Annotated in this window: 19 protein-coding genes; 13 read left to right on the forward strand and 6 right to left on the reverse strand. The window is 42.3% G+C overall.

Annotated elements, in window-relative coordinates; translation table 11 throughout:
- Positions 1 to 608 precede the first annotated feature (608 nt).
- Positions 609 to 2,213, reverse strand: a complete 1,605-nt coding sequence (locus EO98_RS13040) for a BatD family protein (protein ID WP_048138879.1) — start codon at positions 2,211 to 2,213, stop codon at positions 609 to 611.
- Positions 2,214 to 2,775: 562 nt separating this feature from the next.
- On the opposite strand from EO98_RS13040, the gene EO98_RS13045 reads away from it, so the two are divergent.
- Positions 2,776 to 3,696 carry a Nif3-like dinuclear metal center hexameric protein gene (locus EO98_RS13045; protein ID WP_048138877.1) on the forward strand — a complete coding sequence of 307 codons (921 nt, stop codon included), beginning with the start codon at positions 2,776 to 2,778 and terminating at the stop codon, positions 3,694 to 3,696.
- Between the two features lie 187 nt (positions 3,697 to 3,883).
- Here the strand turns inward: EO98_RS13045 and EO98_RS13050 are convergent, their stop codons facing one another.
- Positions 3,884 to 4,696 carry an HD domain-containing protein gene (locus tag EO98_RS13050; RefSeq protein ID WP_048138873.1) on the reverse strand — a complete coding sequence of 271 codons (813 nt, stop codon included), beginning with the start codon at positions 4,694 to 4,696 and terminating at the stop codon, positions 3,884 to 3,886.
- 593 nt (positions 4,697 to 5,289) lie between these two features.
- Here EO98_RS13050 and EO98_RS13055 point away from each other — a divergent pair.
- Positions 5,290 to 8,649 (forward strand): tetratricopeptide repeat protein, encoded by a 3,360-nt coding sequence (locus EO98_RS13055; RefSeq protein ID WP_048138871.1) that lies wholly within the window; start codon positions 5,290 to 5,292, stop codon positions 8,647 to 8,649.
- Between the two features lie 504 nt (positions 8,650 to 9,153).
- The gene (locus EO98_RS13060) at positions 9,154 to 9,897 is read left to right on the forward strand and encodes a hypothetical protein (protein WP_048138869.1); all 744 of its coding nucleotides are present in this window, start codon (positions 9,154 to 9,156) and stop codon (positions 9,895 to 9,897) included.
- 181 nt (positions 9,898 to 10,078) lie between these two features.
- Here the strand turns inward: EO98_RS13060 and EO98_RS13065 are convergent, their stop codons facing one another.
- From EO98_RS13065 to EO98_RS13075, 3 genes are all read right to left on the reverse strand, one after another.
- Positions 10,079 to 10,588 carry a hypothetical protein gene (locus EO98_RS13065; RefSeq protein ID WP_048138867.1) on the reverse strand — a complete coding sequence of 170 codons (510 nt, stop codon included), beginning with the start codon at positions 10,586 to 10,588 and terminating at the stop codon, positions 10,079 to 10,081.
- Between the two features lie 290 nt (positions 10,589 to 10,878).
- Positions 10,879 to 11,616 carry a M48 family metallopeptidase gene (locus tag EO98_RS13070; RefSeq protein ID WP_048138866.1) on the reverse strand — a complete coding sequence of 246 codons (738 nt, stop codon included), beginning with the start codon at positions 11,614 to 11,616 and terminating at the stop codon, positions 10,879 to 10,881.
- A 28-nt stretch (positions 11,617 to 11,644) separates the two neighbouring features.
- Complete coding sequence (locus EO98_RS13075; RefSeq protein WP_048138864.1) at positions 11,645 to 11,845, reverse strand: hypothetical protein; 201 nt, start codon at positions 11,843 to 11,845, stop codon at positions 11,645 to 11,647.
- Positions 11,846 to 12,498: 653 nt separating this feature from the next.
- Between EO98_RS13075 and EO98_RS13080 the strand changes: the two genes are divergently transcribed.
- The 10 genes from EO98_RS13080 to EO98_RS13125 all read left to right on the forward strand — a co-directional run bounded on the left by EO98_RS13080 (position 12,499) and on the right by EO98_RS13125 (position 26,063).
- Positions 12,499 to 14,190 carry an ABC transporter substrate-binding protein gene (locus tag EO98_RS13080; protein WP_048138862.1) on the forward strand — a complete coding sequence of 564 codons (1,692 nt, stop codon included), beginning with the start codon at positions 12,499 to 12,501 and terminating at the stop codon, positions 14,188 to 14,190.
- Positions 14,168 to 15,028 (forward strand): class I SAM-dependent methyltransferase, encoded by an 861-nt coding sequence (locus tag EO98_RS13085; RefSeq protein ID WP_048138859.1) that lies wholly within the window; start codon positions 14,168 to 14,170, stop codon positions 15,026 to 15,028. The genes EO98_RS13080 and EO98_RS13085 overlap by 23 nt, the downstream gene beginning before the upstream one ends.
- 27 nt (positions 15,029 to 15,055) lie before the next feature.
- Complete coding sequence (locus EO98_RS13090; RefSeq protein WP_048138857.1) at positions 15,056 to 16,039, forward strand: ABC transporter permease; 984 nt, start codon at positions 15,056 to 15,058, stop codon at positions 16,037 to 16,039.
- Positions 16,036 to 16,995 (forward strand): ABC transporter permease, encoded by a 960-nt coding sequence (locus EO98_RS13095; RefSeq protein ID WP_048138855.1) that lies wholly within the window; start codon positions 16,036 to 16,038, stop codon positions 16,993 to 16,995. Before EO98_RS13090 ends, EO98_RS13095 begins: the two co-directional genes overlap by 4 nt.
- A gap of 2 nt (positions 16,996 to 16,997) precedes the next feature.
- Positions 16,998 to 18,719, forward strand: coding sequence for an ABC transporter ATP-binding protein (locus tag EO98_RS13100; protein WP_048138853.1), 1,722 nt, complete (start codon positions 16,998 to 17,000; stop codon positions 18,717 to 18,719).
- Between the two features lie 108 nt (positions 18,720 to 18,827).
- Entirely contained in the window at positions 18,828 to 19,820 is a 993-nt protein-coding gene (locus EO98_RS13105; RefSeq protein ID WP_048138851.1) for an ATP-binding cassette domain-containing protein, read from the forward strand.
- A complete protein-coding gene (locus EO98_RS13110; protein WP_048138848.1) occupies positions 19,817 to 20,581 on the forward strand; it encodes an ABC transporter permease in 765 nt (254 codons plus the stop codon). Before EO98_RS13105 ends, EO98_RS13110 begins: the two co-directional genes overlap by 4 nt.
- Before the next feature lie 355 nt (positions 20,582 to 20,936).
- Positions 20,937 to 22,859: a hydantoinase/oxoprolinase N-terminal domain-containing protein gene (locus EO98_RS13115; protein ID WP_048138846.1), complete on the forward strand. Its 1,923-nt coding sequence runs from the start codon at positions 20,937 to 20,939 to the stop codon at positions 22,857 to 22,859.
- A gap of 404 nt (positions 22,860 to 23,263) precedes the next feature.
- On the forward strand, positions 23,264 to 25,222 hold the full coding sequence (locus tag EO98_RS13120) for a hydantoinase/oxoprolinase N-terminal domain-containing protein (protein ID WP_048138844.1): 1,959 nt from the start codon (positions 23,264 to 23,266) through the stop codon (positions 25,220 to 25,222).
- A gap of 289 nt (positions 25,223 to 25,511) precedes the next feature.
- Positions 25,512 to 26,063, forward strand: coding sequence for a pyruvoyl-dependent arginine decarboxylase (locus EO98_RS13125; protein WP_048134946.1), 552 nt, complete (start codon positions 25,512 to 25,514; stop codon positions 26,061 to 26,063).
- Positions 26,064 to 26,207: 144 nt separating this feature from the next.
- On the opposite strand, the gene EO98_RS18530 is transcribed toward EO98_RS13125, so the two are convergent.
- Complete coding sequence (locus EO98_RS18530; protein WP_235283510.1) at positions 26,208 to 26,381, reverse strand: hypothetical protein; 174 nt, start codon at positions 26,379 to 26,381, stop codon at positions 26,208 to 26,210.
- Positions 26,382 to 26,413 lie beyond the last annotated feature (32 nt).

Raw genomic sequence — 26,413 nt, forward strand, 5'->3', positions numbered from 1 at the left:
CTGAGAGAATACTTCCCTTAATCCCGGAAACTGATTTTCAATTCACAGATAAATACAAGCGCCTCCGCCAGCTTGTCTGGCGGCCCTGTAAAAAAAGGCAGAAAAAACAGAAAAAGAGACTTAAAAAAGTATTTTTCAGGTAGAATTTGAGTTGTTCTTTTTTGTTGGGTCTACGGTTTCCTCGATATTACGTTTTCCTTGATATTTTTTGCTTGCTGACTTTTATTTTCGATCTTCTTTTCGGGCTTTTTTGCTGGAAAGAACGCTCTTCTGCGTCGAGCGTAACAAGAAAGACATAATAAAGCAAATGACGTAGTATGGATCAGAGATATTTTAACTTGTTCCTCTTGAGTGGAGCCCAGTAGTATAACCCATAGATTAGAACAGCAGCAATATGGCTACAAAGGAAAATGTGTATGGATTGGTTCACAGGGCATATAGTGGGCCATGTGGAGAATTTGAAAGACAAGTAAAAAGGATGCCATGCAAAAAAATTAATGACTGAGGATGCTGGTTTTAGCAGTCAGATAAGTGTAGTGGGCAGGGCGGAAAAGGATGCTCCGGAAAACCCGGAAGCATCCGGAATAATATTTGACTTTTTTAGTCATTCAGTTGCTTCTCTTTCTCAGGAGCCCTGTTCCCGCCAGAAGCCCTGTTACAGCAAGTATGGAGCCGAAGCCAGGAGTATCTCCATAATCTTCTTCTGTCCCGCCGGTTTGTGTCTGGCTTGCAGGTTCATTTTTCTCCTGGTTGGATCCTGTTGTCCCTTCCGGCTGTGAGCTGCTTCCTTCAAGGGCCATTGGCGTTCCGACATAAACAACAGGAGTTTCTGAGCTGACTTCTCCAGAATATTTGTCGAGATCGAGGAAAGTTGCTTTGCAGGCAGGAAGCTGGACTTCTCCTTCTTTGTGCATCTGCAGGATGTAAGTGATTGTCTTTGAACTGCCACTTCCAAGTACCTGCTTGAAACTCGTTTCTCCGCTTATTAATTTGGCCTCGGAGGGTACGATGTCGGTTACTGTTACACTTGCATCAACATTTCCAGTGTTCTTTGTAGTGACCGTTACGGTCAGTTCGTCTCCGGGGTTTAGCTGCTGTTTGTCAACCTTTTTCGTAATTTCAATATAGGGCCCGTAAATGTTTATCGTATCCGATTTCTCGGAATCCACTTTTCCGCTCAGTCCGTTTGCAAGGGTAAAAGTAGCTGCGGCTTTCGGAACGGCAAAGCTCCCTGGTCTTTCCGGAATGAGAGTATACTCAAAAACCTTTTCAGCCACTTCTCCGGCTTTCAGGGAAAGTGTCTTTTCAAGGGATACACTTTCTTTAAGGTGCATTCCGGAAACAATCTGATCTTTGAGGTCGATATTGTTTATGTCGCATATACCTGCATTCCGAACAGTGACTGAAACATATACCTGTTCTTCCATATGGCGTTCTTGTGTAGCACTCTTCGAAACGATGAGGTCCCATTTTTTTTCGACTTTTATATTTTTGGAACCTTCGCGTTCATACTTATTGCCCTTAATGTCCTCGCCTGTGGTTTTTGCAGTTATTTTGAAATCTGTGTCTTCCCAGGGAGTGGGCGTTTTCAGTGTGAGAGTAATGGGCTCAACAGTCTCACCTTTAAGTACCTTTGTGTATGTGTATTTTGTTTTTCCATTAAGTACTTCCAGCTCGCCTGTATCAACAGTCAGCACAACGTTTTTAGCCTTTGCTTCCCCGTTATTTTTAACTGTTATGGTTACCTCGATTCTGTCATCCCCTGCAGATTTAGAATCGTATGTATTTTTGTCAGTTTCAATCTTTATGTCAAAACCTGGTTTTCCTCTTACAAGAACATCCAGTTCAGCATATGGATTCCAATTTCCGGTTTTGAATTCCTTTCCATCTTTGGTAAGTATTTCATAATTCGGATTTACACTCTGGGCATAAACCTTTATCTCATCATTATATTCAAATTCCAGACCTGCCGTGAGAGGACATGTCTTTAATTTTTCCCCATCCTTTGAAATCGAAACGAAAACCATCTTGTCTTCGTTGAAATCCTCTGCTTTTATTTCATAGCCGTCTACGGTTATTGTACTTCCCCAAGAAAGTTTTGCCGCATTCTGTTTCTCCACCCACTCCACTTCATCTGCCGCAAAAGCGGCCATTGAGAGGCCGGAGAAGATAAAAACGGCAAGTAATACGATCAGTGCAATCCTTTTAGCCATGGTTACCTTCCTTAATTTTTATGCTGTTTATAGTGGGTCAGGGCAACGGAAACGTACATTTCGCGTTTCAGTGAAATTTGCGGCTTGGTCAATATAGTATAAATACATTTATTTTTATTTTTTAGGTGATATGATACAACAGCCGTATTATATTTATGCGCAGCATAGTCTTCGCCCCCAGCCCACTCCCCCTTAAATAATTAGTTTTAGATCCATATTTTCAATAATAATTAGTTTTAGATCCCTATTTTCAATAATATATTATAAATATGGCTTTTATAAGTTTGTCCATCTCTTCAAAATATCTTAATTAAATCTCTATAAAATATCTTCATATATTCTATTTTAATTTTTGCTAATGATTTAGCAAATTTTGATTGAAAGGGGATCCCCTTTAGAATGAAATCTTTGTTCTGTTGATGAGCCTTTAGTTTATGAATGAAGTTTTAACTCAGGGCTGGGATTAAATGTCATAAACACTTAATCTGAATTCTGGCAATTAGAATTCTGACTGGCGAAAACCAGTACTTTTAATTTTTCCGATTTCCTGAGGTTTTTTTCCATGAAACTTACTGAAATTGTGCATACCCTTGAAGAGATAGCTCCACCTGAGCTTGCTGATGACTTTGATACAGGTAGAATTGGTTTGATCCTTGGTCTTGAGGATGATGTGAACAGGATAGCAGTTGCTCTGGATGCAAACTCCTACGTTCTTAAAAAAGCGGCAGAAATGAGAGCAGACATGCTGATTACTCATCATACCCTTATCTTTCATCCGGTAAATATAATTTCAAAGCCTCTGGCAGCTTCCCTCAGGATTGCTCTTGAAAACGGGATTTCCCTTTACAGCATGCACACTAATTACGACAGAGCTGAAGGAGGAATTAATGATGTTCTTGCAGCCCGCCTGGGGCTCAAAAACATAAGGATTTCAGGAGTCGGCAGGATAGGGGAAATCGAACCGTGTTCCTCAGCTGAACTGGCAGCCCGTGTTTCGGATTGCCTGCAGACCCCCGTAATGTACGCCGGAGAAAAGGATGAAATCAGTAAGGTGATGGTTATAGGGGGCAGCGGCTTTCGGAACGAATATCTTGAACTCGCCAGGGAAAACGGAGTTGATGCCTTTATCTCATCCGAACTTAAGCATGACATCCTCCGGACGTACGAAGATCTCTGCCTGATTGACGCAACCCATTATGCTACGGAGAACCCGGGTATGGAAGCCCTATGTTCCAGGCTGCGCAGGCTTCCTGGAATTGAGGTGGAATTCATTGACCAGCCTTCCGGGATCAGGGCGGTTAACTGCAGGCTTGACAAAAATAAGGTTGCACTCGATATGAACGAAGGAAAGGAGGCCTGTAAACAGGAAGAACCCGGGAAGGAATCTCTTGAATTCATGCTTGAAGAACAGTCAAGAAACCAGATACGTTCAGATTACCGACGCAGCCTTGGAAATGAATATCGCAGAAGATACCTTGAATAAGCTACTTCAATCAATGCTACTTCAATCAATGCTACTTCAATCAATGCTACTTCAACCAATATATCCTGTATATGTTTCAATCATAAATTTCAATGAGGTACCGTATATGGTATCTCAAATACCCCGGGCAATTTATTTCAAACAGATTTTTTTAGGAGCTCATCTGTTTAATACTTAATTTCCGATTTTATGTTTTACTGTTGCCGTATCGGGTTTCTGATTCTATTGCATTCAAATAGTTTTCAAAATGCTTTCTCAAAGTGCCCGTTTCTTTTGTTTCAGGAAGTGAGGACATGATTGCCTCCAGATATCCGTACTCTTTAAGAATGGAAAAAGTTGCAGGAAAATTGATGTCAAAAATCCAGCTAAGGCGAAGAAGTTTTACATCGTTTCTGTTTTTCATATCCCCAATTTTTGCCATTCTGTTATTCAGGATCTCTGATACTATGGGTTCCGAATACCCCTGAGCATCTGGCAGATATAGTTCAAGCGCCGGGTTCCTGCATCCCTCTTCTGCATATTCTTCACTGGCAAGCCTCAGGATGTCAATCTTGTCTGCATCCCTTATCAGCCTGGAGAAAAAATAAAGTTTACTGCAGGTCTCTACATTTTCTGGAATTTCCATCAGGTTGTGATATTCTATAGCTTTCAGGATGAGGTTTTCTTCTTCTCCGGAAAGGCGGGAGAGAACTCTTTCTTTATTCAGAATTTTTACGCCCAGAACCGCATGATTTTCCGATTCTGAATCTCTGAACGTTTTGTATTTAATGAACTGCTCAAACCGACCCAGGTCATGAAACAGGGCTATTGCTTCGGCAAGCATGCATTCCTTTTCGCCGATTTTCGTCGATTTTGCAAGTAAAAGGATATTTTCACAAACTCTTCCAGTGTGTTCGATCTTTAGCTCAAGATTTTCCTGGATGAAAGAGTCGGGAGAAAATAATCTGTTCACATAATCGAGAAACCATCTCCGAAAATAAACCAGGTCTTCTTTCTGCATGCTTCTGCAATAAGAAATGTTGAGGTATATACTTTATGCATATCTTGCAGATTTTGTACTGAAAAGGTTTTTGATTAAATAATAATATTAATTACTCCGGACAATTATGAGATAATTATAGTTTCCTTCAAGATAATAACTTTGCAATTTACCGGAACCCAACCATTACCTGTAAACACCATGACTATGTGCTATAAATTCAACGTTTTCCTGTGAATTGAACAGTTATCTGCAAACCAACCACCCAAAAAAATACGATAATGATATGAGATTTAGCAGTCTTATAAATTAGTAAAAACTGATAATTCTCATATTAAACCGGTAGTCCCCTTTTTAAACTGCATTAATTATATATGGAAGGAGCTCTTCAAATTAAATGAGTATCTACTGGAAAGTTATAGGAAGAAATCCGGTTCCAACTAGGTAAATTTTCTTCGGGGGGAACAAAAGGAATTAATACAGTGACTTTTATCTCTGGATGTTCTCGTTTACATCATTTAGGAAACTACATATCAGAGTGATCTTAGATGATACTGATAGACTGCTTATGAAAATTTTCCACAGGAACTCATTAGAATGAATCGGGGTATTTAATGAGCTCAATTAAAAAAACTTCTTTGATCGTTTGTTCTTTCATTCTTCTGGCCTTTGTTTCATTTTTTACCTCAGGTTTTTTACCTGCAGCGGAAGCAGCTGAAAGCCAGACAAATATTGTAGGAGATAACTTACCTGCTGCTATTCCTACTCTTGAAGAGGTACTTGCGCAGCGTCCGGCTTCTGTAGAAGGCCTGTTAAGTAAAGGCGATGAACTTTATTCTCTCAATAAATATGAGCTTTCCATAGGATGCTTTGAAGATGCACTTGAAATGGACTCTAACTCGTCAATGGCATGGTATGGAAAAGGATGTGCTCTGACTGCGTTGGAGAGATACGAAGAATCAATTGACTGCTACGACAGGGCTATTGAAACCTTCCCGGTTTCTTCCGGGGTCTGGTATGAAAAAGGTAATGATAACCTTCTGACACAAAATTATATCGAAGCTGTCAACTGTTACGAGAAAAGTCTCGCTACGGATAATTATCTTTCCAGAGTCTGGTTCCAGAAAGCCCTTGCTTCTGAGAAACTCAGCCTTGGCCAGGAGGCTTTAGCCTCTTATGAGAGTTCAATTGAACGTGGCTCCAACTCTTCCGAAACTCTGAAAATGCAGGGAAAGGCTTATGCCGGGCTTGAAAAATACGACGAAGCAATGAGCTGTTTTGAAAGAGCTCTTAATATTACTCCTGACGATTTTGACCTCTGGACTCAGAAAGGAATAATGTATGATATGTCCGGGGATTATGAAGCTGCAATACAGTGTTACGATCAGGCTATCTCCCTTAATCCTGACCTTGTGGAGGCCTGGTATAATAAAGGCGTAAACCTTGAGAGGATGGAGATGTATCAGGATGCCCTGACCTGCTATGAATTTGTCCTCCTTTCAGAGCCTGAAAACTTTAGTGCCCTGCAAAAGAAAGGTCTCTGTCTCGAACAGCTTGGTAGAAATGAAGAGGCTCTGCAGTGTTATGACCAGATACTCATTTACAGTCCTGATAACTCTGAAGCCTGGCATAACAAAGGCTCTATACTTGATAAAATGGGAAAGTACGATGATGCAATAGTCTGCTATGATAGAGCTCTTAACCCCAATGCAGGAATTGCGATAGAAGAGGCTGGAGATGCTGTACTCGGAAAGCTTAATGCCTACGACTCTTCACTTGCCAGTTATTCTGAAGTTCCCGAGTTTAAATCTCCTGCAGTTAAAATCTGGTACGATAAAGGGCTGGCTTTTGACAATCTTGAGAACTACGAGTCTGCTCTTGAGTGCTATACTCGGATTCTTGAGGGCGAATCAGGGCATGCAGCGGTCTGGTACCTAAAAGGCCAGGACCTTGACAGACTTAACAGGTATGAAGAAGCCGCTGAATGCTACGATAAAGCCCTTAAACTGGATTCAGGATATGCTAAAGTCTGGTATAGAAAAGGATATGATTCTTCAAAACTTGAACAATACAAAGATGCCGTAAAAAGTTATAATAAAGCCACTGATCTTGATGGAAATTACACACTTGCATGGTACGGCAAAGCTTTTGCCCTGGCAAAAACAGGAGAATATGAAGCTGCTCTTGTGTGCTATGATAAAGTTCTTGCCGTTGCCCCTGATAGTGCTGAAATCTGGTACAACAAAGGTCTTCTCCTTGATCAGCTCGAAAGATACCAGGAAGCTTCAGATTGCTACAGTCAGGCTCTCCAGATAAATTCAGGGTATTCTATTGCCCGTTTCAGATTGAACAAGGATATGGAAGTATTATCCGGAAACTCAACTTCCAGGTCAGTTGAAGGTAATAGTCCGGATGTCAGCCCGCAAAGGGCAATTTCAGGAGGCTTCTGGTCTTACCTTCTGGGCTACAAGTATGTAAGTCCAGAAGAGAGCTCGGACCTTTCAGGGAGCTTTAACACCCTGAGTCCGGAATTCAGTTACGATGCCGCATGGTATGGCAAAGCTTCAACATACAGCAAACTTGAGATGTACGAGGATGCACTTTATGCTTACGAAATGACTCTTAAGATTAATCCTGTACGCACCGAGGCCTGGTATGAGAAAGGCTCTGCCCTTGACAAACTCGGAAGAAGTGAGGAAGCTCTGGAGTGTTACAAAAAAGCCCTTGATATTGACCCTCAGTCGAGCAATGCCTGGTATGGAATAGCTTCTACATCGAGTACCCTTGGAAGATCCGAAGAAGCAGTTGCTTACTACGATCAGTTACTTGCTCTTAATTCCAGTGATCCTGAAGCCCTTCAGGGAAAATCTCTGGCCCTTGTAAGCCTTGGCAGGTACGAAGAAGCAGTTTCCTGTTTCAATCCTCTTCTTGAACTTGAGCCGGAAAATATAGAGGCTCTGGAGGGTCGAGCTTTTGCTTTAGCCAGATCCGGAAGGCAGGAAGCGGCTCTGGAGGATTACGACAGAATCATGCAACTTGACCCTGCCAATTCAAAGGTGCTGGCTGAGAAAGCCTCTTTGTATGAAGAACTTGGCAGGTATGAGGAAGCTGCTTCAACCTATGGGGAGATTCTCCGGATTACGCCCGAAAACAGAGAGATAATGTACCGGCAGGGCAAGGCTCTGGAAGCGATGGGAGATTTCGAAGCCGCAATCGCCTGTTATGATCAGATTCTTAAGCTGGACCCGACAAATGTTGATGCGATTAATAACAAGGGCTTTGTTTTCTCTAAAATGGAGAGATATCAGGAAGCAATTGCCAGCTATGACAAAACCCTTGAGTATGCTCCAGACAATGCTGCAGCCTGGTACTTCAAAGGATGCGCTTATTTCGCAATAAGCAGTAACAATGCTGCCCTTGAATGCTTTAATAAGGTGGTACAATTAAAACCAGACTGCATAACGGCATGGTACAACCAGGGGTATCTATACAATGTAATGGGAGACGTTAATGAGTCAGTCAATTCTTATGACGGTGCTCTTAAAATCAACCCCAATGCACCTTCTGCCCTTTATAACAAGCGTTTTGCCCACTACCGCATAAAGGAATACGAGGAGGCTTCGGTATATAAAGCAAGGCTTGATGCTGTTGACCCTGGCTTTGTGGCAGCCCTTCAGAATAGGGGAACCCGAATCTTCCTTCCCGAAACATACAGAGGCGACCTTAACTATCCGCTGCCTGCAAGATGGTATGGTGAAGAAGAAAATATTTCTGAAAACGTTAGTGTGAACATGACCGAAATTTATCAGCAGTTAAACAACACTTCCTCTGAACAAGGTGGGGAATATGATAACGCTGATGAAACTACTGAAGATTATGATGACACCGGGTACTGGTATATTCCTGAACCTGACGAAGATCAGAAAACTGATAATAGTGAAGACTGGTATGTTCCGGAACCCGATGAGGTTTAAAAGGTTTAAAATAAGGTGAAAAAGAAAGTTTGAAATAAGCTGAAAAGAAAACTTAAAATAAGGTAAAAAAATAATTATTCCGGTATGCATGTAAGGTTTCAGGCATACCGGTAAACTTTTTCTAAAGAAACCAGATCAAAATTATTCCTGTCAGCAGTTTTTTGGTACCTTTTTTGTGTAACTTTAATTCTTTTTGCTGAAGCTGATTTTTCTTCAATTAATGCAACTTGATGGTCTTTGTTGATCGGTTGATCTCATTCTCTAATCTGAGCTCCTCCCCAAAATAAAAGAGTATAATGACCCGTGTGGTCTCAGTATAGTATTCCTCACGGGCGGAGAACTCTTCCTATTTTTATGATGCGGTGGCAAGAGTGGGGTCAATTAAAGTTCTTTAAACAGATACTCCTCACAGATTAATATAGCAATTTTTTTAACAATTGAAGAAGTACTGTCAAACTAGTACACATACAGTAATTTTAAAAAAGGACAGAAGGCGCTTTTGAATTGTACAACCAATCCGAGTTTGGCAACCTCGAAAATTATCTGTTAGAAAAGAAATACAGTGAAAATACCAGCTGTGAACAAAACCCCGATGTTCATATATTTACTGGCACAGTTGAATATAAGAAACACAGGTTCAAGAGTGTTTCTCTTTTTTTAATAAACACTTTTGATGAAAAAATCCTTGAAATAATGAGCAAAATATTAGTATTTCTCTGTATAACCATAGCTCTGGTCACGACAATTAATTTCCTGGATAATGAAACTTTAGACTGGTTTTATATTCTGGGTATAATGGTATCCCTGGTTCCGCTTATTATCTCTTTATGTATACAAAATGTGCTGGAATATCATAAGGACACATTTTGTAGAAAATGTGGGAATAAGCTTGCCTGTGAGGAAATAGGCGAGCCAGTTATGAAGGAAAAAAGCAATTTCGAAGACTATACACTAACAGTTATGAGACACTGGAAGTGCAGGTACTGCGGAAATGTGGATTCAAGGGAAGGACCTGAAAATATCTTTGCCGAAAAAGGAGAAATGTTGCCCGTAATTTACCTGAAAGGTATTGAATGTAAAAAATGCAGTATGATAGGTACAGTTGAAGAATTCAAGAAACCCGATATAAAAGAGATTGGAAATAAGAGGATAATTAGAAGATATTATAAATGTACTCTGTGTGGCCATGAGGATATCAGCGAAATTGAAAAAACGATTAACCATAGCATTTATGCCCACGGTTCATGAAGAGTAAGTTTAAAAGCAGAAAAAGAACCATTTTTACGAGCCTGCCAGATTATATCTCTGTAAAAGCACCGTAATCAAAAATGTAAATAGGAATTGCTGTTTTGCTGCCGGTTGCCCTTTATTATTTAAAAAAGGATTGACATCAATCCTTTCCAACAATTTTCAGGTTGCAGGAAGGATATCAGGCTGTCATGAAAGAGATGCTATAATACTCATTCCCGACTTTTATTTCATAAGCCCCTTTTTCGTCAAGGAAATCAATTGTCCGTCTCCATTCCTCAGGATCCACACTAAAGTACTCTCCGGGGGATTCGACAGCTCTTTTCAATGCAGGATATTCATCCAGTTCCTCTTCTGTCACGATAACAAATTCATCAGGTGCAAATTCCAGTTTTTCGGCTCCCATAACTTTGGAATACTCATGGCTGAGAGCTCCGAGGGCAAAGAAAGCTACGGAGATCAGGAGAAGGGCTGTAAAAGAAACAGCAAATGCTTTCAGGATAAAAACCGAAGACCTTTCCTTTGAAACTAACAGCCCGCCTGCAAAGAGGCCCACATAAATCACGAACATAAGATAAATTGACGTGGGAGGATGAATTCCTCTCAGGGCATACCCACTCAGGAAAAAAGAAAATATCCCTATGAAAAAGAAAAGAAGATATTTAAAATTCATATTTTCCGAATTAGTCATAAATATCCCTATTAAGTAGAAATATGTAGAAGTATTTAATGTTACTTATCTTCTAAAAGCTATAATAATGAAAAAAGAATAAAATTGAAAAAAATTCAGGGTTTAAAATAATAACTAAAAAAATTAAGGCACTTTATTACAAACAAACTTAAGCACATACCTTAAATACAGATATTAAAGCACAGACCTTAAACAAAAACCTAAAGCACAGACCTTAAACAAAAACCTAAAGCACAGACCTTAAACAAAAACCTAAAGCACAGAACCTGAACACAGTTGAACCACAAAAATTAAAGTACATATCTCCAGCCGTCTTTTTTCAGGCTCTTCCTGTGTACTTCATAGCCAGGCATAAGTTCACCTACCAGTTTCCAGAACCGGGATGAGTGATTTTTTTCCTTTACATGGCAGAGTTCATGCACAACCACATACTCAAGCTGTTCGGGCGGAGCCATCATAAGCTGGAAATTAATCCTGAGGATATTGTCTGCAGAGCAGCTTCCCCAACGCCTCTTCTGGTGCTTTACCTTAAAAGTTGGGGGAGCTATTTTCAGTTTTCCCGAATAGTCCTTCAGGAGCCTGTCAACATCTGATTCGGCACAGCCTCGGTAAATATTCCAGACAGCCTTTTTTACGAGTACTGGCTTCAGTTCCTCAGGAACGGTTTCAGGAATAAGGACAGTAAGTTCAGACCCGCTGAAGGAAGCAAGGGATTTTTTGATTCCGTCCACAGGCAGGATTTTCAGAGGATACTCTCTGCCCAGATAGAGATACAGTTCACCGTCAGTATATCGCTTCTCCTGGTTGGGCAGCCTGTTTGCCTCAAACCAGTCAAGCTTTTCCCATACCCAGCCAGCCTTCTTCTCTACCATGTCCCTGATAGCCTCACGGCTTAACCCATTAGGAGCTCGGAACTCCACCTTTAGGTCCGGGCGGACTACGATCGCTGCTTTTCTCCTCTTTTTGCTGTAGACTATTTCGTAGTCGATTGTCCTGCCGCATGCTTTAATGCAATCATTTTTTCTCATAGCCGGTCTCGCACCCGAGTTCTGAATTTCATCCGTGTTTATATTTCACCCTGTTTAAACCTGTCTCTTTAATCAGAAATATTATGATCCGTATAACCATACTCTCTAGTTCCGCCTTTAGGATTTGAAAGAAAAAAGATGGCTGAAAAGTAGCCTCGAGAGGGTAACTGATTTCTTTAAATTTTATTTCAAGTTCCTTTAATTGATTTAATATCTCTGCAAGTATCATACTCGTCTCCTAAATTAGATTATAAGGACTTCAGAGGACTTATTTCAGCTTAAATTGGTTTTTAAGGTGTCTCCGAACAGATGCTTAAGTAGAGGTAAATATAACCAATTATATGTTTGGCATTGAATAAAAAAATACTAACTGAAAAGAAAGAAATTGACTATCATGAAATCCCTTAACCTTTTTTCAAAGCCGGAAAAGGCTTTTTTTCAAATAACTATTTGCCGATTTGTCCAGCATATTTCATTTGAAGCAATTTAATGTTTCAACTATTTTTCATTTTGAAAAAAATGGATGACATTTTTGTGGCTTTCTGTTAAAAGTGAGTGAGAAGATCCATAGGCACATTAAGTACATAGTAATATTTGAAATCATAAGAGTAAGAAAATGAGTAGAAAACCAGTCTCTATGAATCCCCATAAAATGTCAAATATTGATACGGATAGAAACAGATAATCGTACTGAAAACCTAATATTTATGAAAATATTGTCAAATTAAGTAAAATTTTGAGATTTAATTTGAGATCATGTTTGTATCAGGTTAATTTAGTAATACTTTTATATATTTATATGATACTCATATGTGTTGTTAATATCCTTATTCAGATAATCATGTGAGTTAGTAGGTAATTCACAAAAAAGGGTGTTCTGTAATGGAGAAAAAATTATTTGTATTATTTTCTGTTTTCCTGACAGTCCTTATATTAATTTCAGCGGGCTGTATTGGGAAGGACAATGCTCAGGCCGAGACATCGACTGAGAAGGCATTGGCTGAGGAGACACTAACTGAGGAGACGCTGACTGAGAATACTGCTGAAGGATCACAGCATGCGGATGTTGCTTATCTTAGTGGTGGAGATTATGGCTATCCTCAGCCATTTACGATATATCCAAGGGGTCCTGGCTCATCAAAGGTCGGAATGATCTTTGACAGTCTGTTAGAAAGAGATGAAGTCGGCATAATTCCCTGGCTGGCTGAAAGCTGGGATGTCAGTGCAGATGGAACAGAATATACATTTAATCTCCGCAAAGGTGTCACCTGGAGCGATGGGGAACCTTTCACGGCAAATGATGTCAAATTTACTTTCGATTATGAGCAGGAAAATGTACCTATCTCAGGTGGAATTGAGTCAGGGGTTATAGATAATGTCCAGGTTGTGGATCCCAATACCGTCAAATTCGTGCTGGTCCAGCCTGTTTCAACATTCCTTTACAAGCTCACAGGTTTTAATGTCATACCTGAGCATATCTACAAAAATGTCTCGGACCCTTCCAGTTTCCTTGATCCGCAGGCAGTCATCGGTACCGGCCCGTTCCTTCTTGATGAGTACAATAAAGAGCACGGATCATACAGATTTGTAACAAACGATAATTTCTGGGGACCGGAGACTGCTGTTAAGTCCGTAGAATTTATTCCGGTCAGTGATTCATTAATAGCTTTTGAACAGGGGCAACTAGATTTCACAAGTATATCCCCTGATACTCTTGATAGGTTTACATCAGACCCTAATGTAAGAGTAGTCCAGCAGCCGGCTTTCTGGGGTTACCAGTTTTATTTCAACATGAAAGAATGTCCGGAGCTTAATGACAGCAGAATAAGGCAGGCCTTTGCTTATGCCATTGACCGTGAGGAACTGGTGGAAAAGATCGCAAGAGGTGCAGGAAAATCCGGTGAAATGGGCATACTCCCGGAAGATCACATCTGGTATAATCCCAACCAGTCGGAATATAGCTATGATCCAGATACGGCCGGAGCATTGCTTGAAGAGGCCGGCTGGATTGATACGGATGGTGATGGAATACGTGATAAAAACGGGGAAAAACTGTCATATGTATTGTCCCTTGGTAGTGGCGAAGTTCGTATCGGGGAACTCATAAAAGAGAGGCTGAGTGAAGTGGGGGTTGACGTTCAGGTAAAAGCCCTTGAGAGCAAGTCCCGTGATACAAACCTGAAGAACGGAGACTTTGAACTCCTGATAAGCGGCTTTGGAGGCTGGGGACAGGATGCGGATTATCTTCGTACAAGGTACTGTGATACGGATTCACATTCATCAAACAGTGTGTCATCCGGTGCAGCAGTGTATGGTTATCACAATGACAGCCTGAATGCTCTTGGTGCTCAGGAACTGCAGGAACTTGACGATGAGAATCGGAAAGAAATAGTCTACGACATGCAGACCGTGCTTGCAAATGATGTGCCTGCAATCCCGCTCTATTATACTACATCGTATGATGTATGGCGCATTTCAAAATACGATGGCTGGATGAATATGTACGATCATCATGCAAGAACACACAGCATTCTTTCATATCTTGAGAGGGATGGAATTGCAGAAAAAAGATGATATTAATAGCCTGATCGAATGCTGGAAAAAAGCCACGGAAAACGGGCTGATCCATGATGAGGGCAGGATGGCAGATTTCTGGAACAAACGTTCCGATAACTATGCCAATAACATTGAAAAAGATAAAAGAAAGAAAAGAACCGATGAGATTCTCGAATTTCTTGAAGAAGCCGGTTTTAATCCGGAAGGTTCCAGAGTCCTGGATATCGGGTGCGGACCAGGTACCCTTTCTCTTCCTCTTTCAAGGCTCGGAGCAGAGGTGACTGCACTTGATATCTCGTCCGGAATGCTCAACAGGCTGAAAGATGCCGTAAAAAAGGAGTCTCTTCCGGTAGATATCATTGAATGCTCCTGGTGGACGGCAGACATAGATGAGCTTGGATTCCGAAGCGAATTCGACCTTGTGATTGCCTCCATGACCCCCGGGATAAAGGATGTTGAAAACTTTAATATGATGATGGCCTGCTCAAAAAATCTCTGTTATTACAGTAACTTCCTTAGAAGAGTTGAGGATAAGGCGTATCGTGATATCCGGAGTTCGATACTAAGGGAAAAATCCGAGAATAACATGAACGGCATAATTTACCCATTCATGTATCTTTACCTCTCAGGCTATAGTCCCTCACTCAGGATCAACCATTCCGAATGGAAGGAAGAAACAAACTGGAAAGAAGCGGCAGAGCAGGCAATAGAGTTCATTGGAAGAGGCCGGGATTTTGATGAAGAAACAAAGGAACAAATAATGGACTATTATCAGAATGCCTCTCCGGATGAAATCTACCGTTCCGAGTCGGATGTATATACCGGGATGATGGTCTGGGAAGTTAACGGCAGATGATCGGGTGTTAAAGGAGCAGATGATCGGATGGTAAAGGACAGGAATTCGTTTATTTTAAGGTTATTATCGACCCTTTTTGTAATTCTTGCCATAAATTTTTTCCTTCCGAGGATGATGCCCGGAGACCCGTTCTCAACCACTTCAGCAGATGAGGTAGGGGAAGAAATTATCGTAATGACAGAGGAGCAGCGGCTTTATTACCTGAACTATTACGGACTTGACAGGCCACTTCATGAACAGTTTTTAGGGTATATGAAAAATCTGATGAAGGGCGACCTTGGTAGGAGCATTTATTACAAAATGCCTGTCAGGGATGTAATAATGCTCCACCTCCCCTGGACTGTGTTGATTGTCGTTGGTGCAACAATAATCAGTACAATCTCGGGGGTGGTTCTCGGAACTCTTTCGGCAAAGAACCGGAAAAAAGGGAGTGACAGACTTATGATGATGGGTATGATCTCCTTTGCGGAAATTCCCTCATTTCTGCTTGGCCTGATACTCCTTCTGGTTTTTAGTGTGCATCTCAGGCTTTTCCCGCTCGCAGGTGCTGTTACTCCCTTCGCGGACTATAACGGCCCGGCAGAACAGGCATGGGATATCCTGTACCACGCCTCTCTTCCCATTGTGACCCTATCCCTTTCACAGCTTACCGGTGTGTACCTGCTCACCAGAAATACCCTGATTACAGTAACCACTAAGGATTATATCAGGACTGCCCGGGCCAAAGGTCTGGGGGAAAATACTGTATGGATCCGGCATGCTCTCCGAAATGCCCTGCTTCCTGTAGTGACAAGAACAGGTTTTATGATCGGCATAATGATGGGCGGGGTTGTGCTTGTTGAGAGCGTTTTTTCTTATCCCGGCATAGGGATGACACTCCGAAGTGCTGTAGTCGGCCGGGATTATCCTCTTATTCAGGGTATTCTCCTGGTAATTGCAGTCTCCATACTTATCTGCAATCTGCTGGTTGACAAAATATACGGGAAACTTGATCCGAGAGTCGTGATATGATAAAGGATATTGCTGCCTCTGGAAATGCCGGAATACTCTCTTTTATTCAGGCTTTGAATATTAACAGAATTGTCAGCAGTAAGGCCAAGACATTCTCCAGGTTTAGTACTATAGCTAAGCCATTCTCCAGGTTCAGTACTGAAGGTAAAATTGGTGTCCTTGGCATTCTCTGTATCATTTTAATGGCAGTTTTTGCTCCTGTGATAACAATTTGTCCCCCTCAGAAGATCACAGGGGATTCACTTGAGCCACCGGGTCCCGGACACATACTCGGAACCGATGAACTTGGTATGGATATCTGGTCACAGATATGTTACGGTGCAAGAATGAGCCTTACAATAGGGCTTGCAGTAGCCATTTTGTCAGGTTTTGGGGGAGGAGCTGTCGGAATACTTGCCGGGTATATGGGAGGGCACATTGACAAGGCACTGATGAGAATAATCGATGTAACAATGGCTCTCCCGAGTTTTCCTCTTCTGATTGTAATATCTGCTTTTCTCGGACCAAGTATTCTCAACGTAATTTTCATACTTGTTCTTTTCAGCTGGGCAAAACCCGCACGTATTGCACGTTCCCAGACGCTGTCATTAAAGAAGAACAACTATATTATTGCCGCCCGGAATTACGGCGCAAAGCCATTTTACCTGCTCTGGAGGCATATCTTTCCTGAAGTTATGCCTGTTCTGCTTGTGCTTGTCATTGGCATATCTTCACATGCGATCATAGCCGAAGCAGGGCTTGCCTTTCTGGGCCTCGGAGACCCCACTTCCAAGAGCTGGGGGATGATGCTTAATCATGCAACCGGTTTTCGTTCGATATATTTTACACCTTACTGGCAATGGTGGTTATTGCCTCCGTTGTTTATGCTCATTTTCCTCCTGCTCTGTCTTGCTTTCATAAGCAGGGATATGGAACGAATACTTGACCCTAAATTAAAGATAAAGAAAGGTTTCTGATCATGAGTCTGCTTAAAATCAATGATCTGAAATGCCACTATCTGACTGACATTGACACTGTTAAGGCTGTTGACGGCATTTCTTTTGAAATCGAAGATGGAGAAATTCTGGGCATTGTCGGAGAGTCCGGGAGTGGTAAGACCACCGTTGCCCTCGGGATTATGGGGCTTTTGCCGGAAAATACAGCTATTTCCGGTGAAATTCTTTACAGGGATGAGTTAATCTCTTCTTTGCCTGAATCCGGGATGGATCGATTCAGATGGAAGGATATTGCAATAGTTTTTCAGAACAGTCTGGAGGTGCTGAACCCTGTAATGAAAGTAGGCGTCCAGGTAACAGAACCAATGATAAAGCATCTTGACCTCAGCCCTTACAAAGCCCGGAGTAAATGTGCTGACCTGTTCCGGACGGTTGGCCTTGATCCTAAATGGGTGGATTCATATCCGCATCAGCTCTCAGGGGGCATGAGGCAGAGGGTTCTTCTGGCAATGGCTCTTTCATGCGATCCTAAATTACTGATTCTTGATGAAGTTACTTCTGCCCTTGACGCGTTTACCCGAAAGGAGATCAGGGACCTGCTGGTTGACCTTCAGAAAAAGAACGGTTATACGATGTTAATGATCTCTCATGATATCACTTTTGTGTCTTCTGTGGCGTCCAGGATTGCTGTTATGTATTCAGGAAGGGTTGTGGAAACCGGCCCTGTAAGGGATATTCTTGTATCTCCCCGTCACCCCTATACAAGGGGGCTTGTCCATTCGACCCCGGATATTTTCGTATATAAAGATTTATGGGGAATTCCCGGGGACGTGCCGGCAGGAAATGAGTTTAAGGGATGTCCTTTCAGCCCGAGATGTACGCAAAAAATCGATATTTGCAGTAAAGCTTCTCCGGTCCTGATGCCTGTAGGAGGCGGGAGGGAAATTGCGTGCCATAGAGGTGGCATAGCAGGCTTGCTGGAGGCAAAGAACCTGAATTTCAGCTATCGTCTTCCAGATGGAGAATATCTTCAGGCGGTTGATAACGTAAGTCTGGAAGTAAGAGAAGGAGAGGTTCTTGCAATTGTCGGTCAGACCGGTTCGGGCAAGTCAACCCTTGCACATATCCTTGCAAACGTAATAAGGCCCGAATCCGGAGAGGTATTGTTTATGGATGGGAATGTTAGTGGGGGAAACTATGGAAACAGGTTCAATGGCATTCAGATAGTATTCCAGGACCCGTTCAGTTCGACCAGCAACAGGTTTACCGTACTTGATGCAGTCAAAGAGCCTCTTTATATCAATAAGATCGGGTCCAATGGAGACAGGCTGCAAATGGTTAAAAATGCCCTGGAACTTGTTCGTCTTCCCAATACTGATAATTTCCTCCAAAAATATTGCGGTGAACTCAGCGGCGGGCAGAGGCAGAGAGTTGCACTTGCCAGAGCAATGGTTATGGAGCCAAAACTCCTGATTGCCGATGAGATTACTTCGGCCCTGGATGTTTCAACCTCTGCAAATGTATTGCGTCTTTTAAAGGGTCTTCAGAACAGGAGAGGGTTTGCAATGATATATATTTCACATGACCTCTCTCTGACCCTGAAGATTGCTGACAGAATAGCCGTTATGGATTCCGGAAAGATTGTAGAGACTGGCAATTCCCACGATGTGATGCTTTCGCCTTCCGATGAGTATACAAAAAGGCTTGTGGGTTCAAGAATAGGGCTGTGCTGTCATACTCATTAAGCACTACATACCTTATTTATTCAATTTCTAAACTTGCACTGTTTTTTGCTAATGAAAGTGAATTTCTGATAATTGTTCAAAAATCCAGGTTTGAAGGTTTTGTTTAATATGAGTGCAATAATTATTAAAGAGCTGACAAAAAAATTCGGGGAATTTACTGCCGTGGACAGTGTCTCATTTTCGGTTGAGCCTGGAGAGCTTTTCGGGCTTTTAGGCCCTAATGGTGCGGGAAAGACTACTATAATCAATATGCTGACTACTCTTCTTCTTCCTACGGCAGGTGATGCTGAAATCGCAGGATATGATCTTAGACAAGATCCCGGTGAAGTCAGGAATAATATAGGAATAATATTTCAGGACCCTTCACTTGATATAGGGCTTACCGGGAGGGAAAATCTTGAATTTCACGCCATGATGTACAACATCGGTTCAGATGAGCGGAAGAAAAGAATCCGGGAAGTGCTTGATGTTGTGGGCCTGGCTGATAAAGCTGATATTCTTGTTGAAAATTATTCGGGTGGGATGAAGAGGCGGCTTGAAATTGCAAGGGGGCTAATTCATTATCCAAAGGTCTTGTTTCTGGATGAGCCTACGCTCGGGCTTGATGCACAGACCAGGAGATCAATTTGGGACCATATCCGAAACCTTAACAGAAATTACGGGACATCTGTTATTCTGACTACTCATTATATGGAAGAGGCTGATTTCCTCTGTGATCGTATTGCGATAATTGATCATGGAAAGATAATTGCACTTGATACTCCCTCAGGTCTGAAGAACTGCCTTCGGGGTGATTGTGTCAGCCTGACTATTGAGGGGAGGGTTGATCTTATTGCTGCTGCACTTGGGGAGAAAGAATGGGTGAAGGAAATTGTTCCTAAAGGAAAAACGCTTGATGTAATTCTATCGGATTATGAGAAAAATATTCCTGATATTTTTCAGACTGCCAGCAATCTGGGTATTGAGATTAGCTCGATAAATTTCAGCAAGCCAAGTCTTGAAGATGTTTTTATCCGCCTGACAGGTTCAATAATACGAGAACAGGAAGGCAGCAGACAGTCAGTAAGGCGTGATCGGATGAGAAGGAGGATGCTCCGATGATTCAGAGAAAAGTTATATATATTCTCTGGCGGCGTGAGATGATAAAGTATTTCAGGGCAAGATCCAGGATGGCAGGTGCTATTGGCATGCCGGCTTTTATGCTGATCTTTCAGGGTATGGGCTTTAGAAGAGTGGAATTTCCGGGTCTGCCTGAATCGATAGGATATTTTCAGTATCTTGTGCCGGGTATTATTGGGATGACTCTTCTTTTTACGGCTGCTTATGCAGGTATGAGTGTCATAATGGACAAGCAGTTCGGATTTTTAAAAGAGGTTATGGTGACTCCTGCAAGCAGAGTTTCTATTGTTCTTGGGATGATCTCCGGCAGTGCAACCACATCACTCATTCAGGCCCTGATTATTATGATGATGTCTGTATTACTTGGTTTCAGGCTGCCTTTTCTTCCTGCGGTTCTGTCCTCTTTCATGATAATGGTCCTTATATCGATGATCTTTATAAATATAGGATTGATTTTGTCCTCCGTACTGAAGGATTTTCACGGGTTCAGCACGGTTATTAATTTTATTGCATTCCCTCTGTTTCTTTTATCCGGAGCTTTATTTCCTGTTTCAAATTTGCCTGCTTCGATAAGAATTCTGTCTTATTTTGATCCGCTGACATATGGTGTGGATGCTCTGCGGGGAGTATTGATTGGTCATTGTGAATTCTCAATTGTTCTGGACGTATGTATTCTTTTAACACTGTCCGTCCTGATGATCTGCACCAGCAGTTATTTTTTCCGGAGGGCAGAGACGATATAAATGTTAGGACTTAAGCAGTTGAGCAAAATGCAGAGCATGAAACACCAAACTATCTAAAGCATATTATTCATGGAAAGCTCTCAGATACCAGGTTGTACTTCTCAAGTACGTAACTAGAATAAGGAAAACCTGACTGAAAAGAAAAACACTGCCTATTATAAAAACTCCTGAATTAGATTTCTGAAACTTATTTCAAAGTAAGGAAAGACATTATTTTTTAACTAACTATTATATATTTAGGTATTATTTTATATTTAGCAAATAAATCTGATGAATATTTCATGAATATTTCATGAATATTTCATGAAATATTCATGAACCCATTCAAGAACAAAAATCAACAGGAGCTATTCAAATGCAGTACAGCATGGGTATTGACGCAGGCGGGACATACACCGATTCGATCATCATCCGGGATTCCGATGGCAAGGTGATGGACTCGAACAAAGCTCTAACGACCTATCCGGACCTTCTTGCAGGAATTAAAAATTCCATTGATGGGCTGGATGAAAAATACTTAAAAGATGTGAAAATGGTATCAGTCTCTACAACTCTTGCTACAAACACAATTCTTGAACAAAATGGCTATCCTGTAGGTTTAATCCTTGTAGGGGATTACGAGATCCCGGAAAATATGAATGCTGAGTTTTATACCGTGGTAAAAGGAGGGCACGACCACCACGGAGCTGAACTGTTTTCTCTTGATATGGAAGCAGTTGAGGCTTTTGTTGGAAAGGTAAAAGACCAGGTCTCGGCTTTTGCAGTTTCTTCATACTTTAGTATCCGGAACCCTGCACATGAGCTGGCAATCAAAACCCGCATTCAGGAACTTACGGGATTTCCTGTTGTGTGCGGGCACGAGCTTTCCCTTGACCTCGGAGCGTATGAAAGGGGGGTTACAGCTTACCTGAACGCCCAGCTGATCCCTATTGCAAGCCAGTTTATCCGTTCGATCCGGGGAGAGATCAAACGCAGGGGAATGAACTCCAGGCTGCTCATGCTCAAATGCGACGGTTCTGTAGTGGGCATCAATGAAGCCCTTGAAAAGCCCATAGAATCGATCTTTTCAGGTCCTGCCGCAAGCCTTGTAGGGGCAGCCCACCTTTCTGGGCTCGGGACCTGTGCAGTAATAGATGTGGGTGGGACGAGTACGGATGTTTCCATGCTTGAAAACGGGCTTCCCGAACTCTGCTCGGAAGGGGCTGTGGTTGGGGGCTGGCAGACCAAAGTCAAGGCTATCCGTATGGAGACCTCGGCAATGGGAGGGGACAGCCACGTCTGGGTAAAGAGTATGAAAATCAACATAGGTCCAAGGAGAGTAATTCCACTCTGCGTTGCGGCTGTCAAATACCCTGGCTTTCTTGAAGTCCTGAGAAAAGGAAGAATCCCCGGAAACATGCACCTTGAAGAGAATGTGCAACCCACAAAGTTTTTCATAAGGACAGGGGCAGAGGCTTCAAATCTTGGAAGTTTCGAGCAGGAACTATTTGACAGTATAGGAGATACCCCAACCTCCCTTAACGATATCTTCTGGGAGACCCGGAAAACTCTGTCCCCCGGACTGCTTGATTCCCTGATAAGAAAACGCCTTATCCAGGCAATTGGCTTTACCCCGACTGACGCCCTGCATGTGCTTGGAGAATACCGGGGCTGGGATGTGGAAGCCTCAATTGCCGGGGCAAAACTTCTCGAACGCTACACGCAAACAGACTATATTGAACTCTGCAAGCGCATAAAAAGGGATGTTGCAAAAAACATGGTATTAAACCTGATGTCTTTTGTCTTAAAAGACGTCTCCTCCCAGGAAATTGAAAAAATTATTCTTTCCGATAGGTTTGCACAGTTCAGGATGAAGATACCTGTCGTGCTTATAGGAGGGCCTGTAGTCGCCTATACCGAGGAACTAAAACAGATTCTTGATGCTGACATTATAGTCCCTCAGTACTCGGAAGTAGGAAACGCCGTCGGAGCTGTTGTCGGAAAGGGCATAAAAAGGATTGAAATCCTTATCCAGAGTACCTATTCAAAAGATCGAAAAAGACTTGTCCTCCTCTTTTCCCCTAAGGGCAGGGAAACCTTCGGGAGCTATCCGGAAGCCCTGGAATATGCAGAATCTCTCGGAAGAAAACTTGTAATAGAATACATGACCGAGGCTGGTCTTGACAAAGGGCAGGTCCAGATTGAGATGAGTAGAAAAGATATTTCCCTGAGTGAGGCAGGCTCAATGCCCGTAGAATCAAAACTTGTTTTTGTCGGAGTCGGGATGCCGAAAGTCTGAGTTCCGGACAGTCTCCGGAACATTTATATTTTCCCGCAATAATGCAGATATTGTGTCTTGGATTACAGTGATTCAAAAGTAAAGATAAAAAGACAGATGAATAGAAAACTTTGAGTTTGGAACTGTTCTTAATCTCAAGATTTGCTTTTGAGCTCGAAATTTATTCTTTAGCTACCCGTTTACTTCCGGATTCTGATTCTAAGAAATAGTTTCAGGAGGAAACTAACTGGAATTAAGGTATTTCCTTGATTTGAGCAGGAAGCTATGGAATGAAAAATAAATGACTTATGAATTACACAAAAATGACTTACGAATGACTCAGAGATTAAATCATATACGGGATCACAAAATGGCACCTTATGAGTGATCCGTAAATATTAAAAATGTGTAAAAGGAGTTAAAAAATGGCATACAGTCTAGGCATCGATGCAGGCGGGACATATACCGATTCCATATTACTCAGGAACTCGGATGGAAAGGTTGTCGACTCAAACAAGGCACTCACAACATATCCCGACCTTCTTGAAGGAATTACGAATTCTATTGATGGGCTTGACCAGGAAAAGCTGAAGCTTGTGACCATAGTTTCGGTTTCCACAACCCTTGCTACCAATACCATCCTTGAAAAGACAGGATATCCTGTAGGGCTTGTTCTTGTAGGAGATTATGAAATCCCTGCGGATTCTGAAATTGAAAACTGCATAATGGTGCAGGGAGGACACAACAGCTACGGAGATGAGGCCGCAGCCCTCGACATTTCCACAGTTGAAAGCTTTGTACTGAGGCTAAAGGGCAAGGTCTCGGCGTTTGCAGTCTCTTCATATTTCAGCGTCCGCAACCCTGAGCATGAACTGCGCATAAAAGCCCTGATCCAGGAACTTACAGGGCTTCCTGTTGTCTGCGGGCATGAACTTGCCCAGTCCCTGGGAGCCTATGAAAGAGGGGTTACAGCTTACCTGAATGCTCAGCTCCTGCCCGTAGCAGAGGGTTTCCTGAAGACCGTCGTAGGCGAGATAGAAAGGAGAGGGCTTGAATCCAGAATTGCAATGCTCCGCTGTGACGGGTCTGTCGTAAGCATGCACGAAGCCATGAAAAAGCCCATAGAATCGGTCTTTTCCGGGCCTGCTGCAAGTCTTCTTGGGTCTTCCTACCTCTCAGGGCATGAGACCTGTGCTGTTATCGATGTTGGAGGGACAAGCACGGATGTCTCCCTTATCCATAAAGGACTTCCTTACCTCAGTGAAACCGGAGCTATTGTAGGAGGCTGGCAGACAAAAGTAAGGGCACTCAGGATGGAGACCTCGGCAATGGGAGGGGACAGCCATATCTGGGTCCAGGGCAGCAGGACAAACATAGGACCTCGAAGAGTTATTCCGCTCTGCAGGGCTGCTGTCATCTACCCTTCGTTCATGAATACCCTGAAAAAGCGCTGGATTCCTGACAGGCTGAAAATGAATGAGCATATCCAGGCAACAAAATTCTTTGTAAGGACAAAACAAAAAGCTGTTGACCTGAGTCGGGAGGAAGAGGAGCTCCTTGCCCTTATAAGAAATGAACCGCTTTCCCTTAAAGACGTCTACTGGGACAGAAATATCCTTCCTTCTAAAAAAGTAATGGACTCCCTGATCCAGAAGCGGCTTGTCCAGGTTATCGGCTTTACCCCAACTGATGCTTTGCATGTCTTAGGGGAATATGCAGAATGGAATTCCGAAGCCTCGGAAATAGGGGCTACGCTGCTTGCAAATTTCACAGGAACCAGTAGGCAGGAGTTCTGTATAAACGTGAAGCAGCTTTTTGCCAGGAATATGGCAAGAGATCTTCTTTCCTTCCTTATGGAAGGAGTTGACAGGAATGAGATTGAGAAAATGCTCGAAGGCAAATTTTTCTCCCGCTTTAAGGTAGATATTCCTGTAGTACTTCTGGGAGGGCCGGTCAGAGCGTATGTGGATAACCTGAAAAACCTGGTTGATGCCGAAATAATTGTCCCGGAATACTCCGATGTAGGAAATGCGGTGGGAGCTCTTGTGGGAAAAGGGACAAAACGCGTTGAAATCACAGTCCGTACAACTTACAGTGAATCAAAGTATGACCTGAGGACAAAAGGGGTTTTTGTCTACACTCCTGTGGGAAGAAGGCATTTCGTCATAAGAAGTGAGGCTCTCGAGTTCGCTGAGGAGTTCGGAAGAAAGCTTGTTCTTGACTACATGGCTGAATCAGGGCTTTCTCCGGACCAGGTCACAATCACTGTAGAAAAGAAGGACATAAAGGTTCATACAGGCGATATTCCCCTTGAGACCAGGTTTATTTTCGAAGGAACCTCAAACTCAGATGTTTACGAGAAAGCGGTATCCGAGCATAAATAATTTTTTCAAAGTTTTGATGAACCTTAAGGATAGACATGATCTCAGGACTGCAACTCTGCAGAAGTGACTTCCATAGCTGATAATTGGACGTGAAAAGAGGGGAAAGTTCATAAATCTCCTGTACATTTGGAACATGAAATATTGGTTATACGCCTAATCCTGATAGTTCACCTGAAACTGCAGAAAAATTTTAAATCATTTATACATAATTTATTTGTGTATTGGTTGCCCAAACAATGGAAAAATCGCACAACAGATGTATGAAGTATAGATACTTAAAGGAGTTAACATGATCCCTAGAAAAGCATTTTTGACAAAAGGTACCGGGGTCCATAAGGACAGATTAGCATCCTTTGAACTCGCACTGAGGGCTGCAAAAATAGAAAAATACAACTTGGTGAGCGTATCAAGTATTCTGCCTCCCAACTGCAAACTTGTACCTAAAGAAGAAGGCGTCTCAGAATTGAGGCCCGGTGCCATTGTCCATTGTGTTCTTGCGAGGAACGATACTAACGAGCCGCACCGCCTGATGGCATCAGCCATAGGAACTGCTGTACCTGTGAATGAGGATAACTACGGCTATATTTCAGAACACCACTCGTTTGGAGAAGAAGAAGTAATTGCCGGGGAATATGCTGAAGACCTGGCCGCAACGATGCTGGCAACAACTCTCGGCATAGAGTTTGATGCGGAGATGGCCTGGCATGAGAGAGAACAGGTGTACAAGGCAAGCGGACACATTTTTGATACCTTCCATATGTGCCAGACCGCAAAAGGAGACAAGGACGGAAACTGGACTACAGTAGTGGCTGCTATGGTCTTTGTTACAAGTAAATGTTGAAAAACCCACAAGAAGATGAATATTAAAAAAGATGAATATTAAAAGAAATTTAAGAAAATTTAGAAGAAATTAAGGATATAGAGTTAAAAATACTCTGTAGAGTTAAAAATACTCTGTTTTTAAAAAAGGATAAGGGGAAGAAAATCAAAGCTTCCCCGGTCTAAAGGGCATGTAAGGCTGGAAGAATCTTGCCCACATGTCCCTGAAATATTTTTCTGAAGCTCCTGGCCGGATTGGAGTACTGTAACCAATAAGCGCAACACCTGTAAGGATGAAGAGGCACCCCCTCAATTGTGTCTGGCTGCACAGGTTCTCCAAGGAGTATGCAGCAGAAACATATACTGCTCATC

Origin of the sequence: Methanosarcina sp. 2.H.T.1A.6 (genome assembly GCF_000979455.1) — an archaeon.
Lineage (GTDB): Archaea > Halobacteriota > Methanosarcinia > Methanosarcinales > Methanosarcinaceae > Methanosarcina.

Bases quoted from the DNA above. Each gene is read 5' to 3' on its own strand.
- EO98_RS13040 (WP_048138879.1), bottom strand. From the start codon at position 2,213: ATGGCTAAAAGGATTGCACTGATCGTATTACTTGCCGTTTTTATCTTC.
- EO98_RS13045 (WP_048138877.1), top strand. From the start codon at position 2,776: ATGAAACTTACTGAAATTGTGCATACCCTTGAAGAGATAGCTCCACCT.
- EO98_RS13050 (WP_048138873.1), bottom strand. From the start codon at position 4,696: ATGCAGAAAGAAGACCTGGTTTATTTTCGGAGATGGTTTCTCGATTAT.
- EO98_RS13055 (WP_048138871.1), top strand. From the start codon at position 5,290: ATGAGCTCAATTAAAAAAACTTCTTTGATCGTTTGTTCTTTCATTCTT.
- EO98_RS13065 (WP_048138867.1), bottom strand. From the start codon at position 10,588: ATGACTAATTCGGAAAATATGAATTTTAAATATCTTCTTTTCTTTTTC.
- EO98_RS13070 (WP_048138866.1), bottom strand. From the start codon at position 11,616: ATGAGAAAAAATGATTGCATTAAAGCATGCGGCAGGACAATCGACTAC.
- EO98_RS13075 (WP_048138864.1), bottom strand. From the start codon at position 11,845: ATGATACTTGCAGAGATATTAAATCAATTAAAGGAACTTGAAATAAAA.
- EO98_RS13080 (WP_048138862.1), top strand. From the start codon at position 12,499: ATGGAGAAAAAATTATTTGTATTATTTTCTGTTTTCCTGACAGTCCTT.
- EO98_RS13085 (WP_048138859.1), top strand. From the start codon at position 14,168: ATGGAATTGCAGAAAAAAGATGATATTAATAGCCTGATCGAATGCTGG.
- EO98_RS13090 (WP_048138857.1), top strand. From the start codon at position 15,056: ATGGTAAAGGACAGGAATTCGTTTATTTTAAGGTTATTATCGACCCTT.
- EO98_RS13095 (WP_048138855.1), top strand. From the start codon at position 16,036: ATGATAAAGGATATTGCTGCCTCTGGAAATGCCGGAATACTCTCTTTT.
- EO98_RS13100 (WP_048138853.1), top strand. From the start codon at position 16,998: ATGAGTCTGCTTAAAATCAATGATCTGAAATGCCACTATCTGACTGAC.
- EO98_RS13105 (WP_048138851.1), top strand. From the start codon at position 18,828: ATGAGTGCAATAATTATTAAAGAGCTGACAAAAAAATTCGGGGAATTT.
- EO98_RS13110 (WP_048138848.1), top strand. From the start codon at position 19,817: ATGATTCAGAGAAAAGTTATATATATTCTCTGGCGGCGTGAGATGATA.
- EO98_RS13115 (WP_048138846.1), top strand. From the start codon at position 20,937: ATGCAGTACAGCATGGGTATTGACGCAGGCGGGACATACACCGATTCG.
- EO98_RS13120 (WP_048138844.1), top strand. From the start codon at position 23,264: ATGGCATACAGTCTAGGCATCGATGCAGGCGGGACATATACCGATTCC.
- EO98_RS13125 (WP_048134946.1), top strand. From the start codon at position 25,512: ATGATCCCTAGAAAAGCATTTTTGACAAAAGGTACCGGGGTCCATAAG.